This is a genomic window from Kineococcus gypseus, from assembly GCF_050871305.1.
GTDB classification, from domain to species: Bacteria; Actinomycetota; Actinomycetes; order Actinomycetales; family Kineococcaceae; genus Kineococcus; species Kineococcus gypseus.
In genome coordinates this window covers 12,277-25,587 of sequence record NZ_JBJLRD010000034.1, presented here as the reverse complement: position 1 = coordinate 25,587, position 13,311 = coordinate 12,277, and the positions used below count along the sequence as shown (strand labels likewise).

12 protein-coding genes are annotated in these 13,311 nt (G+C 77.4%); 2 read left to right on the top strand and 10 right to left on the bottom strand.

Annotation, left to right across the window (positions count from 1 at the left end; genetic code table 11):
- Window positions 1-38 precede the first annotated feature (38 nt).
- Complete coding sequence (locus ACRYMN_RS13640; RefSeq protein WP_432496016.1) at window positions 39-1,637, top strand: acyltransferase family protein; 1,599 nt, start codon at window positions 39-41, stop codon at window positions 1,635-1,637.
- Window positions 1,615-2,589: a DUF3866 family protein gene (locus tag ACRYMN_RS13635; protein ID WP_432496014.1), complete on the top strand. Its 975-nt coding sequence runs from the start codon at window positions 1,615-1,617 to the stop codon at window positions 2,587-2,589. Before ACRYMN_RS13640 ends, ACRYMN_RS13635 begins: the two co-directional genes overlap by 23 nt.
- Window positions 2,590-2,736: 147 nt before the next feature.
- Here ACRYMN_RS13635 and ACRYMN_RS13630 read toward each other — a convergent pair whose 3' ends face one another.
- The 10 genes from ACRYMN_RS13630 to ACRYMN_RS13585 all read right to left on the bottom strand — a co-directional run bounded on the left by ACRYMN_RS13630 (window position 2,737) and on the right by ACRYMN_RS13585 (window position 13,267).
- A complete protein-coding gene (locus ACRYMN_RS13630; RefSeq protein ID WP_432496011.1) occupies window positions 2,737-3,126 on the bottom strand; it encodes an FKBP-type peptidyl-prolyl cis-trans isomerase in 390 nt (129 codons plus the stop codon).
- A 74-nt stretch (window positions 3,127-3,200) separates the two neighbouring features.
- Window positions 3,201-4,217 carry an FKBP-type peptidyl-prolyl cis-trans isomerase gene (locus ACRYMN_RS13625; RefSeq protein ID WP_432496008.1) on the bottom strand — a complete coding sequence of 339 codons (1,017 nt, stop codon included), beginning with the start codon at window positions 4,215-4,217 and terminating at the stop codon, window positions 3,201-3,203.
- A gap of 180 nt (window positions 4,218-4,397) precedes the next feature.
- The gene (gene pafA / locus ACRYMN_RS13620) at window positions 4,398-5,759 is read right to left on the bottom strand and encodes a Pup--protein ligase (RefSeq protein WP_432496005.1); all 1,362 of its coding nucleotides are present in this window, start codon (window positions 5,757-5,759) and stop codon (window positions 4,398-4,400) included.
- Between the two features lie 119 nt (window positions 5,760-5,878).
- Window positions 5,879-6,664: a proteasome subunit alpha gene (prcA, locus tag ACRYMN_RS13615; protein WP_432496002.1), complete on the bottom strand. Its 786-nt coding sequence runs from the start codon at window positions 6,662-6,664 to the stop codon at window positions 5,879-5,881.
- On the bottom strand, window positions 6,661-7,587 hold the full coding sequence (prcB, locus tag ACRYMN_RS13610; protein WP_432495999.1) for a proteasome subunit beta: 927 nt from the start codon (window positions 7,585-7,587) through the stop codon (window positions 6,661-6,663). The genes prcA and prcB overlap by 4 nt, the downstream gene beginning before the upstream one ends.
- A 138-nt stretch (window positions 7,588-7,725) precedes the next feature.
- Complete coding sequence (locus ACRYMN_RS13605; protein WP_432495996.1) at window positions 7,726-7,923, bottom strand: ubiquitin-like protein Pup; 198 nt, start codon at window positions 7,921-7,923, stop codon at window positions 7,726-7,728.
- Between the two features lie 148 nt (window positions 7,924-8,071).
- Window positions 8,072-9,688, bottom strand: a complete 1,617-nt coding sequence (dop, locus tag ACRYMN_RS13600) for a depupylase/deamidase Dop (RefSeq protein ID WP_432495993.1) — start codon at window positions 9,686-9,688, stop codon at window positions 8,072-8,074.
- A gap of 104 nt (window positions 9,689-9,792) precedes the next feature.
- Window positions 9,793-10,989 carry an ABC transporter permease gene (locus tag ACRYMN_RS13595; RefSeq protein ID WP_432495991.1) on the bottom strand — a complete coding sequence of 399 codons (1,197 nt, stop codon included), beginning with the start codon at window positions 10,987-10,989 and terminating at the stop codon, window positions 9,793-9,795.
- Entirely contained in the window at window positions 10,986-11,684 is a 699-nt protein-coding gene (locus ACRYMN_RS13590; protein WP_432496053.1) for an ABC transporter ATP-binding protein, read from the bottom strand. The genes ACRYMN_RS13595 and ACRYMN_RS13590 overlap by 4 nt, the downstream gene beginning before the upstream one ends.
- Before the next feature lie 176 nt (window positions 11,685-11,860).
- Window positions 11,861-13,267, bottom strand: coding sequence for an efflux RND transporter periplasmic adaptor subunit (locus tag ACRYMN_RS13585; protein WP_432495989.1), 1,407 nt, complete (start codon window positions 13,265-13,267; stop codon window positions 11,861-11,863).
- Window positions 13,268-13,311 lie beyond the last annotated feature (44 nt).

Genomic DNA, 13,311 nt, shown 5'->3' with positions numbered 1-13,311 from the left:
ACGCTACCCGACCTCGCCGCGCGCGCCACCGCCGCGCGGTGGCGCTCCAGCGCGCGGCCGCGGCGGCCGAGGAGGTCCCCGGACCCGCACCCGCCCGCTCGTCCCGCACCCGCCCGCCCCCGATCGACCTGGAGGTCCCGCCCGTGCCCCGCCTGCCCGCCCTGGACGTGGCCCGGGGCCTGGCCATCGTGCTCGTCGTGCTGCACCACGCGGTGCTGCACCTGGACGCCGCGCACCTGCTGCCGGCCGCCTGGCGGGTGGTCAACGGCGAGCTGGTGCTGCTGCGCATGCCGCTGTTCTTCTGCGTCTCGGGGCTGCTGGCCGCCTCGGCGGCGCAGCGCTCGTGGGGGTGGCTGCTGCGGGCGCGGCTGGTGCCGCTGCTGTGGGTGTTCGCGCTGTGGTCGGTGCTGCGCTTCGCGCTCTTCCGCGCGGTGACGCCGACGTTCCAGCCGTGGGAGGCCGACAGCCTGGTGCCGCTGCTGCTGGCGCCGGTGCGTCCCACGACGGGGCTGTGGTACCTGTACGCGCTGGCCGCGTTCACGGTGCTGGCGCGCGCCCTGGGCCGCGCGGTGCCGCTGGTGCTGCTGCCGGCGGCGGTGCTGTCGGTGGCCGCCGCCGAGCAGCTGGTGCGCGCGCCGTACTACGTGTGGCAGCAGATGGCCCGCTGCCTGGTGTTCTTCCTGCTCGGCTGGTGCCTGCGCCGGTGGCTGCTGCGGCTGCTGGAGCGGCTGGGCACCGCCGCGGCCGCCGCCCTGGCCGGCGGCGGGGCGCTGCTGCTGGGCGCGCACGGCGCCGGGCTGGTGCACGGGCGCGGCGCGGGCAGCGCCGTCAGCGCCCTGTCCGTGCTGGGCGGGCTGGGCCTGGCGGTGCTGCTGGCCCGCCTGCCCGAGGCGCTCGCGGGCCCCCGGGTCGGCCCCCGGGTCGGCGCCCGGCTCGGCACCCGGCTCGGCGCCCGGCTCGGCGCCCGGGCGGGTACCGGGCTGGGCGCGGCGGCGGGGGTGGTGCGCGCCCGGCTGAGCTGGCTGGGGCGGCGCACCCTGCCGGTGTACCTGGCCCACGAGCTGGTGCTGGGCACGGGCGTCAGCGCGGCGGTGGCCCTGGGCGCGGGCGCTGCGGGCGGTGCGGGTGCGCGGCCGGCGTGGGCGCCGCCGCTGGTGGTGCTCGTCTCGCTCGCGCTGCCGCTGGCGGTGCACGCGCTGGCCCGGCGCGCCGGCGCCGGGTGGCTGTACGCCCCGCCCGCGGCCGTGCTCGCGCTGGTGGACCGGGCGCTCGCGCTGGTGGACCGGGTGCTCGCGGCGGTGCACCGGTCGGGGAGGGCGGTGCTCGCCGGGGCGCCGGCCGCCGTGGCGGGGCGCCCGCCCGCGGCCGGCGACGGCCTAGGGTCGCCGGGTGCTGCGGTGGCGTTCGGGGACGGTCGTGCGGGTGCTGCGGGAGTGGCCCGGGGCGGTGGAGTGCGAGGTGCTGGTGCAGGCGGCGCCCGGCAGCGCGGCGGCAGCCGGGTCGGCGGGGACGCCGGCGGCGGCGCTGGCGGGGGCACCCGGGTCGGCGGGGGCGCTGGCGGGGGCGCCGGACTCCCCCGGCGCGACGGTGCGCGCCCTGGCCTACCCGGAGCTGGTGGGTCGCCCGGCGCCCGGTGAGCGCGTCCTGCTGAACACCGCCGCGCTGGTGCGCGGGCTGGGCACCGGCGGCTACGCCATGGTCGTGGCGCTGCCCGAGGCGCTGCCGGCGGACCCGCCCGCCGGCGCCGGGCACCTGGTCAAGGCCCGCTACACGCCGCTGCAGGCGATGGTGCTCGGCGTGGACGAGCAGGAGTCGGCGCACCACGCGCTGCTGGCCGGGGCCGACGACCTCGCCGGCACGCCGGTGGTGGTCGCCGACCTGCACTCGGCGCTGCCGGCGGTGCTGGCCGGGCTGCGCAGCGCCGCGCCGGGGGCGCGGGCGGTCTACGTGATGACCGACGGCGCGGCGCTGCCGGTGGCGTTCTCGCGCGCGGTGGCGGGCCTGCGCGCGGCGGGGTGGCTGCAGGCGTGCGTGAGCACCGGGCAGAGCTTCGGCGGGGACCTGGAGGCGGCCACCGTGCACACCGGGCTGCTGGCCGCGCGCCTGGTGGCCGGCGCGGACGTGGTCGTGGTGGCGCAGGGACCGGGCAACCTGGGCACCGGCTCGCGCTGGGGCTTCTCCGGGGTGGCCGCCGGGGAGGCGCTGAACGCCGCGGCGGTGCTGGGCGGGCGGGCGGTGGCGGCGCTGCGCGTGTCGCAGGCCGACGAGCGCGAGCGGCACCGGGGCCTGTCGCACCACAGCGCCACCGCGGTCGGGCGCGTGGCGCTGGCCGAGGCGGACGTGGTGGTGCCCGCCGCCGGCGACGAGCCGGGCCCCTTCTGGGACGCGGTGCGCGCGGACGCGGCGCGCCTGTGCGCACCGGCCGGGCGGCACCGGCTGGTCGCCGTGGGCACCGCGGGGCTGGACGAGGCGCTGGCCGCGTGCCCGGTGCCGCTGTCGACGATGGGCCGCGGGCCCGGGCGCGACCGCGCGGCGTTCGTGGCCGCCGCGGCCGCCGGCCGCCACGCCGCCGCGCTGCTGGGCGCCTGACGCGCACCGCTGCCGGGCGCCCGACGCCGGACGCGCAGCGCCCCGGGCCGCTCGCGGCGGCCCGGGGCGCTGGTCGTGCCGGTCGTGTGGTCGTGCTGGTCCTGCTGTTCGTGCCGGTCGTGCTGGTCCCGCGTGGTGCCGGGCGGCTCAGCCGACGCCGACGAGGTCGACCACGAAGATCAGCGTCTCGCCGGGCTTGATGGCCCCGCCGGCGCCGCGGTCGCCGTACGCCAGGTGCGGGGGGATGACCAGGCGGCGCCGCCCGCCCACGCGCATGCCCGCGATGCCCTGGTCCCAGCCGGCGATGACCATGCCGGCGCCCAGGGGGAAGTCCAGGGGCTGCCCGCGGTTCCAGGAGGCGTCGAACTCCTCGCCGGTGCTGAAGGCCACCCCGACGTAGTGGGTGCTCACCGTGGTGCCGGCGGTGGCCTCCGGGCCGTCGCCGACGATCTCGTCGGTGATCTGCAGCTCGGTGGGCGGCTCGCCGCCGGGGAAGTCGATCTCGGGCTTGGTGCGCTGCTGGGCGGGCTCGGACACGGCGGTGCTCCTGTCAGGGAGGTGGGTCTGAGGTGGGACGGGGTGCGGGCCCGGCGCGCGCCGGGCCCGCGGGCTCAGAACGCGTCGAGGATGTCCACGACGAAGACCAGCGGGCCGGCGGGCTGCCCGCCGGTGGGTGCGTCGCCGTAGGCCTGGGCGGCGGGGATGACGAGCAGGACGCGGCTGCCGACGGTCTGCCCGGGGATGCCGGCGTCCCAGCCGGGGATGACCTGCCCGGTGCCGATGGTGGTGGTGAAGGGCTGGCCGTTGGTGCGCGAGCTCTCGAAGACCTGCCCGTCGTTGTACGTGGCGCCCACGTAGTGGATGGTCACCTGGTCACCGACCTCGACGACGCGCCCGGCGCCGCGCAGCAGCGGCTGGGCGACCGTCTCGGCCGGCGGGGCCGGCGCCGGCTGCGGCACGGTGATGCCGGTGGGCAGCTGCTCGGCGTCGTAGGTGACCGCCGGCAGGCCCGCCGGCGGGGTGACCGGCTCGCCCTGCGCGGCGGTGGGCACCTCGCGGTCGGGACCGCGCGCGTCGACGACGTCGGCGACGAGCACCAGCGTGGTCTGCGCGTCCACGCCCTCGGCCTGGAAGCGCGCGACGTCCTCGCCGAAGCCGTCGTCGGGGGCGATGGCGATGGCCAGGCGGTCGCCGACGTGGGCGCCGACGAAGCCGCGGGCGATGCCGCGGGTGATCTGTGCCACCTCGAAGCGCGCGTCGGTCTCGCCGTAGCTGGAGTCCAGCTCGACACCGGTGGAACCGGCCCACAGCGAGTACGCGAAGCGCACCTCGTCCTCGGTGCCGATCTCGGCGCCGGTGCCGGCGGCGACGACCTTGCGGGTGGTCTCCTGCACCGACAGCGGCGTGGTGATGCTCACCTGCGGGGCCACGTCGGGGTTCACCTCGCCGCTGACCTGCACGCCCAGGGCGTCGTCGACGGCGGCGGGCTCGATGGCGGCCGCCTGCTCGGTGGCCGCCGCGCTCTGCTCCGCGGGCGTGGGCTCCGGCTCGGAGGCGCACGAGCCGAGCAGGATCGCGAGCGCCGCCGCGGTGGCGGCGGGCAGGAGGGCGTTGCGGCGGCGGGGCACGGGGATCCTCACGTCGGGTCGGTCGGTCCCCAGCACCCTAACCGCGCCGCCGGGCAGGTGCGGGACGGGTCCGCGCCCCCGCAGCCGATCCACAGCACCCCCTCAGCACCCTCCGAGCACCCTCCGAGCACCCTCCGAGCGCCGCGCCCCCGCGCCCCGCGGGGTGCGGGGGCGCGGTGCTCACATGCTGGCGATGAGGCGCTCGACGCGGTCGTCGACGGACTTGAAGGGGTCCTTGCACAGCACGGTGCGCTGGGCCTGGTCGTTGAGCTTCAGGTGCACCCAGTCCACGGTGAAGTCGCGGCGCTTGTCCTGCGCGGCGCGCACGAAGTCCCCGCGCAGCTTGGCGCGGGTGGTCTGCGGGGGCACCGAGAGCGCCTCGAAGACCTCGATGTCCGAGCACACCCGCTCGGCCATGCCGCGCGCGGCCAGCAGGTAGTGCAGGCCGCGGCCGCGGTGGATGTCGTGGTAGGCCAGGTCCAGGCGGGCGATGCGCGGGGAGGTCAGCGACAGCCCGTGCTTGGCCATGTAGCGCTCCAGCAGCTTGCGCTTGATGACCCAGTCGACCTCGCGGTCGACCAGGCTCAGGTCGCCGGTGGCCACCGCGCGCAGGGCGCGCTCCCACAGGTCCAGCACGCGCTTGACGGTGGGGGTGTGCAGGCCGCGGGTCTCGACGAAGTCTTTGGCCTTCTCGAGGTACTCCTCCTGGATCTGCAGGGCGCTGGCCTCGCGCCCGTTGGCCAGGCGCACCGGCTTGCGGCCGGTGGGGTCGTGGCTGATCTCGCGGATGGCGCGGATGGGGTTCTCCAGCGTCAGCTCGCGCAGCGGCACGCCCTCCTCGACCATGCGCAGCACCAGGTCGGTGGCGCCGAGCTTGAGCATGGTGGTCGTCTCGGACATGTTCGAGTCGCCGACGATCACGTGCAGGCGCCGGTAGCGCTCGGCGTCGGCGTGCGGCTCGTCGCGGGTGTTGATGATGGGACGGCTGCGGGTGGTGGCGCTGGAGACGCCCTCCCAGATGTGGTCGGCGCGCTGGGAGAGGGAGTACACCGCCCCGCGGGGGGTCTGCACGACCTTGCCGGCGCCGACGACGAGCTGGCGGGAGACCAGGAAGGGGATCAGCACGTCGGACAGGCGCCCGAACTCGCCGTGGCGCGAGACGAGGTAGTTCTCGTGGCAGCCGTAGGAGTTGCCGGCGGAGTCGGTGTTGTTCTTGAAGAGGAACACCTCCCCGGCGATGCCCTCCTCCTCCAGGCGGCGCTCGGCGTCGACGAGCAGGCCCTCGAGGGTGCGCTCGCCGGCGCGGTCGTGCACGACGAGCTGGCGCACGTCGTCGCACTCGGGCGAGGCGTACTCCGGGTGGGAGCCGACGTCGAGGTACAGGCGCGCGCCGTTGCGCAGGAAGACGTTGCTGGAGCGTCCCCACGAGACGACCTTGCGGAACAGGTAGCGGGCCACCTCGTCCGGGGAGAGCTTGCGCTGTCCCTCGAAGGCGCAGGTGACGCCGAACTCGGTCTCGAGTCCGAAGATCCGGCGGTCCATCTGCCCACCATAGGCACGTTCGGGCCCGGCAGCGCAGTGAAACGCGCCACCGGGCCCGCACGGTCCTGACGGGGTGCCGCCGGGGTGCCGCCGGGCCGCCCCGGGGTGCCGCGCGCCGCTCAGGCGGGCGGTTCGGGCGGGGTGTCCGGGCCGGGGGCGCCCTCGCCGGCGGGCGCGCCGGCCGTCTCGGCGGGCACGTCCTGGCCCAGCGCGGCGGCCAGCACCGCCGGGGACAGGCGGCGGAAGGTGCGCCGGGTGCGCGAGCGGTCCAGCACGGCCGCCTCGAGCTGGTCGGCGGCGATGGGGCGCGGTCCCGGGCCGGCCGCGGCGGCCGCCGCGTCGCTGCCCAGCGCCTGCACGGCCAGGCGCAGCGCCTCCTCCAGGCCCAGCCCCGGGCGCCAGCCCTCGGCCAGGCGGGCGGTGATCTGCTCGGCGGAGCCGCCCATGGCGACGTAGCCGTGCTCGTCGGCCACCGAGCCGTCGTAGGTCAGCCGGTACACCTGGTCCTCGCCGGCGCTGGCGCCGACCTCGGCGACGACGAGCTCGACCTCGTACGGCTTGGACTCGGTGGTGAAGATGGTGCCCAGGGTCTGCGCGTAGGCGTTGGCCAGGCCGCGGGCGGTGACGTCGCTGCGGTCGTAGGAGTAGCCGCGCAGGTCCGCGTAGCGCACCCCGGCCACGCGCAGGTTCTCGAACTCGTTGTACTTGCCGACCGCGGCGAAGGCGACGCGGTCGTAGATCTCGGAGATCTTGTGCAGGGCCCGCGAGGCGTTCTCGGAGGCGAAGACGATGCCGTCGGCGCAGGCGAGGACCACGACCGCGCGGCCGCGGGCGATGCCCTTGCGCGCGAAGTCGGCCTTGTCCTTCATCACCTGCTCGGGCGAGACGTAGAACGGCACGCTCACGCGGAGGCACCTCCCTGCTGCGTCGGGGCGGGCTGCGTCGAGGCGGGCAGCGCCGGGGTGGGCTGCGGGGCGCTCAGCGGGTTGCCGCCGGGGTTGCCGGTGCGCCCGGCCACGACGTCCTGCACGACCTCGCCGAGCTCGTCCTCGCCCAGGCGGCGGTAGCCCCCGGCGGTGACCACGGCCACCACCGGCCACAGCCGGCGCAGCAGGTCCGGGCCGCCGGTGGCGGAGTCGTCGTCGGCGGCGTCCCACAGCGCCTCCACCGCCACGCGCACCGCGGTGCCCGCGTCGGCGCCGGGGCGGAAGAGCTTCTTCAGCGCCCCGCGGGCGAAGACGGAGCCGGAGCCGACGGCGTGGTGGTCGACCTCCTCGTAGCGCCCGCCGGTGACGTCGTAGCTGACGATGCGCCCGCGGCCCTCGGCCAGGTCGTAGCCGGCGAAGACGGGCACCACGGCCAGGCCCTGCATGGCCAGGCCGAGGTTGCCGCGGATCATCGTCGAGAGGCGGTTGGCCTTGCCCTCGAAGGACATCAGCGCGCCCTCGAGCTTCTCGAAGTGCTCCAGCTCCACCTGGAACAGGCGCACCATCTCCAGCGCCAGCCCGGCGGTGCCGGCGATGCCCACGCAGGAGTGGTCGTCGGCGGGGAAGACCTTCTCGATGTCGCGCTGGGCGATGACGTTGCCGGCGGTGGCGCGCCGGTCGCCGGCCACGACCACCCCGTCGGCGAAGACGATCGCGACGATGGTGGTGGCGTGCGGGGGCTGACCGGCGCCGGGCCCGCCGCCCAGGGCGCCGGTGCCGGCGGGCAGGCGCCGCGCGCCGGGCAGCACGTCGGGGGCGTGGTCTCGGACGAACTCGGTGAAGGACGAGGAGCCCGGCACGAGGTACGCCGCCGGGAGCCGTCCGCTGGGGTCCTGGCTCACCCGCTCGACCCTACCGGCCGCCCCCGCGCCCGCACCCGGCGCGCCCGCGCGCGGGCGGGCGCAGGCGGTGCACGCCCAGGTGCGGGCGGGTGCGACGGCGGGACCGGGTCGCCCCGGCCCCGCCGATCGCTGCCGGGCCTACTGCCCGCCCTTCTGCACGAACCCGCGCACGAACTCCTCGGAGTTGGACTCCAGGACCTCGTCGATCTCGTCGAGCAGGGCGTCGACCTCGGCGTCGGTCTCCTTCGCGTGCGCCGCGCCCTGCGCGGGCACCGCGGGGGCCTCCTCCGGCTCGTCCTCGCGGCGGCTCGGGCGCTGCTGCTCCTGTCCAGGCATCGCTGGCTCCCCCTGTTCCTCGCCTCGCGGGCCGGCCCGTCGGCCGTCCCGGTCACGACACTAGACCCGCGCGCGCCGGTGCGCGCCGGTGCGCGCGAGGCCGTGTCCTGCCACGCGCGGCCCGGGCGGCTCAGGCGGGGCGGGCGCTTCAGGCGCCGGTGAGGGCGTCGACGAGCTCCTCGGCGGTGGCGCAGCGGTCCAGCAGGGCGCCGACGTGCTCGCGGGTGCCGCGCAGCGGCTCCAGGGTGGGCACGCGCTGCAGCGCCCCGCGCCCGGGCACGTCGAAGATCACCGAGTCCCAGCTGGCGGCGGCCACGCGCGGGCCGTAGCGCGCCAGGCACTCGCCGCGGAAGTAGGCGCGGGTGTCCTCCGGCGGGCGGGTGACCGCGTGCTGCACGGCCTCCTCGGCGACCAGGCGCTCGACGCGCCCGGAGGCGGCGAGCTTGAGGTACAGCCCCTTCTCCGGGCGCACGTCGGACCACTGCAGGTCCACCGCCTTCAGCCGGGCCGCGTCCCAGTCCAGCCCGTCGCGCGAGCGGTAGGCCTCCAGCAGGCGCAGCTTGGCGACCCAGTCCACCTCGCGGGCGGCGGAGAGCACGTCGGTCTCCAGCTTGGTCAGCACCGCGTCCCAGCGCGCGAGGACCTCCACGGTGTCGGCGTCGGCGTCGGCGCCCCAGCGCTGCTCCACGTGCGCGGCGCACGCCTCCAGGTAGGCGCGCTGCAGCTGCAGCGCGCTCATGCGCCGGCCGTCGCGCAGGCGCACCAGCTGCCGCAGCGTCGGGTCGTGGGAGACCTCGTGCAGGGCCCGCACCGGCTCGGCCAGCTGCAGCTGCGCGGCCGGGCCGGACTCCAGCGCGCCGTCCTCCAGCAGCGCCAGCACCAGGGAGGTGGTGCCCACCTTCAGCAGGGTGGCCACCTCGCACATGGTGGCGTCGCCGACGATGACGTGCAGGCGCCGGTACTTCTCGGCGGTGGCGTGCGGCTCGTCGCGGGTGTTGATGATGGGGCGCTTCATCGTCGTCTCCAGGCCGACCTCGACCTCGAAGAAGTCCGCGCGCTGGCTGATCTGGTAGCCGCTGCCGGAGGAGTCCTGCCCCAGGCCCACCCGCCCGGCGCCGGTGAAGACCTGCCGCGAGACGAAGAACGGCGTCAGGTGGCGCACCACGTCCGCGAACGGCGTGCTGCGGTTCATCAGGTAGTTCTCGTGGGTGCCGTAGGAGGCGCCCTTGCCGTCGGTGTTGTTCTTGTAGACGGTCACCGGCGTCAGGCCCGGGGTGGCCTCCACCCGGCGCAGCGCCTCCAGCAGGATCCGCTCCCCGGCGCGGTCGTAGCGCACCGCGTCGCGGGGGGTGAGCACCTCCGGGGAGGAGTACTCCGGGTGGGCGTGGTCGACGTAGAAGCGCGCGCCGTTGGTGAGGATGACGTTGGCCGTCGTGGGGTCCTCCGCCTCGGCGCTGACCACGTCCGGGGCGCTGGGCGCCGCGCGGCGCGCCCCGCGGCCCCGGCCGTCGCCGCGCACCGGCGCGTCGGTCAGCTGCGAGGGGTGCGCGGCGGTGCGCTGCAGCTCGAAGCCGCGCGCGTCGCGCAGCGGCGCCTCGTCCTCGTAGTCCCAGCGCGCGCGCAGCGCCGCGGCCATCGAGCCGGCCGCCGGGGCGGCGTAGGCGTTGACCACCTGCGCCGACAGCAGCACCGGGTTGGCCCCCGGCTGCCCGGGGACGGAGATGCCGTACTCGGTCTCCAGGCCCGTGACCCTGCGCACGCTCACGCCCCGACCCTACGGGGCGCGCGCGCACCCGGCCCGGCCGGTGCGCGCCGCGTCCGGCTCGGTCCGCGCGCAGCGCTGAGCCCGGTCGGCGCGCTGCGCCCGGCTCAGTCGGCGCGCAGCGCCACGACGGGGTCCAGGCGCCCGGCGCGGCGGGCGGGGAAGACGCCGAAGAAGACGCCCACCGAGGCGGAGACGACGAAGGCGACCACCGGGCTCCACCACTCCACGCTGGCCGGCAGCGGGGAGAAGCGGTCCAGCAGCAGCGAGCCGGACACGCCCAGCGCGATGCCGATCACCCCGCCGACGCTGGTCAGCAGCACCGCCTCGACGAGGAACTGCACGAGCACGTCGCGCTGGCGCGCGCCCAGGGCCTTGCGCAGGCCGATCTCGCGGGTCCGCTCGCGCACCGAGACGAGCATGATGTTCGACACGCCCACCCCGCCCACGAGCAGGGAGATGCCGGCGATGGCGGCCAGCACCCCGGTCAGCAGGCCCAGGATGTCGCCGACCACGCCGAGGATCTGCGTCTGCGTCACCGCGCTGAAGGCCTGGTCGGGGTACTCCTCCTCCAGCGCGCGCTGCAGGCGGCGCGAGAGGTCCGGCACCGCGGCGGCGGTGGGCGCCTTGACGGCGAAGGCGTCCACGCGGTCCAGCCCGAAGAGGCGCTGGGCGGTGGTGACGGGCACGTGCACCTCGTTGTCCTGCGAGACGCCGAAGGACTCGCCCTGCTCGGCGAGCACCCCCAGCACGCGGAAGCGGGTGCCGGCCACGGTGATCTGCCGGCCCACCGGGTCCGCGCCGGCGAAGAGCAGCTCGGCGGTGCGCGAGCCGAGCACCGCCACGCGCCGGCGCGTCTCGACGTCCGTGGCGGAGAAGTACTGCCCCGTGGCCACCGGCCGGGTGAAGACCTCCGGCAGGTTCTCGTCCGAGCCCTGCACGGTGGTGAACTGCTCCACCGCCCCGGCGCGCACCTGCGCGCCGGAGGTCACGCGGGAGGTGACCGCCTCCGGGTCGCCGACGACGTCGGCGAGCAGCTCCGCGTCGGACAGCTGCAGCGTGGAGGCCGCCGGGGCGTTGGCCGACAGGTTCGCGGTGTCGAAGCGGCCGGGGACCACCAGCACGAGGTTCGAGCCCAGGCCCTCGACCTGCGACTCGATGCGCTCGCGCGCGCCGGCGCCGATGGAGACGACCACGACGACCGCGGCGATGCCGATGACCACCCCGAGCATCGTCAGCAGGCTGCGCAGCCGGTTGCCGCGCAGCGCGTCCAGCGCCACGCGGAAGGCCTCCAGGCCCTTCACGCCGCTCCCCCGCCGGGTGCCGGGGCGGCGCTGTCGGACTCCACCAGGCCGTCGCGCACGCGCACCTGCCGGCGCGCGCGCACGGCGACCTCGTCGTCGTGGGTGACCAGCACGACGGCCACGCCGCGCTGGGCGTTGAGCTCCTCCAGGATGCGCATGACCTCCGCGCCGTTGCGGGTGTCGAGGTTGCCGGTGGGCTCGTCGGCCAGCAGGATGCGCGGCTCGCCGACCAGGGCGCGGGCGATGGCCACGCGCTGCTGCTCGCCGCCGGACATCTGGGTGGGCCGGTGCGTCAGGCGGTGCCCGAGGTTGACCGCGCGCAGCGCCTCGGCGGCGCGCTCGCGCCGCTCGGGGCCCTTCACGCCGCGGTAGAGCAGCGGCAGGGCGACGTTGTCGACCGCGCTGGAGCGCGGCAGCAGCTGGAAGGCCTGGAAGACGAAGCCGATCTCGCGGTTGCGCAGGTCCGCCAGCTCGGTGTCGGACAGCTCGCGCAGGTCGCGCCCGCCCACGCGCAGGGTGCCGGTGGTGGGCCGGTCCAGGCAGCCCAGCAGGTGCATGAGGGTGGACTTGCCCGAGCCGCTGGGCCCCACGATGGCGGCGTACTCGCCGTCGTCGACGGTGAAGCTGACCCCGCGCAGCGCCTGCACCGAGCCCTCCCCGAAGGAGTAGCTGCGCGTGACGTCCACCGCCTCGATGGCCGCGACGCGCCCGGCGCGCCCGCCCGCACCGGCCGGGCCCGCAGCGGCGGGAGCAGCGGCGGCGGCGGGGGCGGGCGGGGCGGTCGGCGGGCGGGTCGAGGCGGCCGGGTCCAGGTGCGCGAGCGCCGCGACCCCCTCGGCGGGCCCCAGACCGGCGCGCCGGCGCGGGCCCCTCACGGCAGCTGCTGACCCGCGCGCACCTCGGCGGCGCCCGCGCTGACCACGCGCTCGCCCGCGCGCAGCCCGTCGGTGACCTCCACGGCGTCCTGCCCGCGCACGCCCACGGTGACCGGGCGCAGCTCGGCGGCGCCGTCGCGCACCACCCACACCGCCTCGGAGTCCGGGTCGGCCCCCTCGGCGCCGGCGCGCAGCACCGCCGCGGCCGGCACCCGCAGCGCGTCGCGGGCCTCGGCCACGACCAGGGAGACCACGGCGGACATGCCCGGCAGCGGTGCGGGCGCCGGCGCGCCGTCGGCGCCGGTGCCGCCGTCGTAGCTCAGCCGCACCGCGTACGTCACCGCCCCGGTGCCCGAGCCGGTGGCGGTGGGGTCCACGCTGGTGACGGTGCCGCGGTAGGTGGCGCCCTCGACGGCGTCGACGTCCACCCGCGCGCCCTGGCCCGGGCGCACGCGCAGCACGTCGGACTCGTCGACGTCGGCGCGCAGCGTCAGCACCGAGGCGTCCACCACGCTCAGCAGCGTCGAGCCGGCCGAGACGGCCGCGCCCACGGCCAGCACCGGCGCGCCGGCCGGTGCCGGTGCGCCGGCCGCGGCGCCCTCGAGCGCCTCCGGCGGCAGGGACAGCCCGCTGCCCTGCAGCAGGCCGGCGGCGCCGGCGGGCAGCCCGCCGCCGGAGCCGGCGCCGGTGGCCAGGGAGACGGTGCCGGCGATGGGGGCGCGCACCGTCAGGGCCTCGACGGTGGCGCGCGCGGCCGCCAGGGCCGCGCGCGTCTGCACGCGCTGGGCCTGCCCGAGGGAGGCCACCGCCTCGTCCACGCCGGCCAGGCCGGCGTCGACGCGCTCGAGCAGGGCCTGCGACTGCGCGGCCAGCAGCTCGTACTGCGTGCGCGAGGAGCGCACCGCGGCCAGCGCCGCCTCGCGCGCGACCGGCTCGGCGATGGCGGCGGCCTGGCGCTCGGCCTCGTCGAAGCGCGCCTGCGCCTCGGCGCGCGCGCGGCGCTGCTCGGCGGCCACCTGCGCCGAGCCGCCCGCCGGCGAGGACGAGGAGGAGGAGGCGGCGCGCGCGTCGGCCTGCTGCGCCTGCTCCAGGGCGTCCTCGGCCTGCGGGGAGTCGATGACGGCCAGCACCTGCCCGGCCTCGACGCGCTGGCCGTCGGCGACCTCCAGGGCGGCCACCGTGCCGGTGGCCGGCACCGCGACCGCGGCGGCCGCGCGCGGCTGCACCGTGCCGGCGGCCTCGACGACCTCCTGCACGTCCCCGCGCTGCACCTGCGCGGTGCTCACCGCGGCGCGCTCCTCGTCCTCCCCGCACCCGGCCAGCAGCAGCGCGGCGGCCGCGACGGCGGCGGCCGCGGGCAGCAGCCGGCGGGCCGGGGCGGGACGGGGCGGTGAGGCGCGCACCCGCTCAACCCTAAGCGCTCCACCCGGGCGCCGGGCGCCCGTGG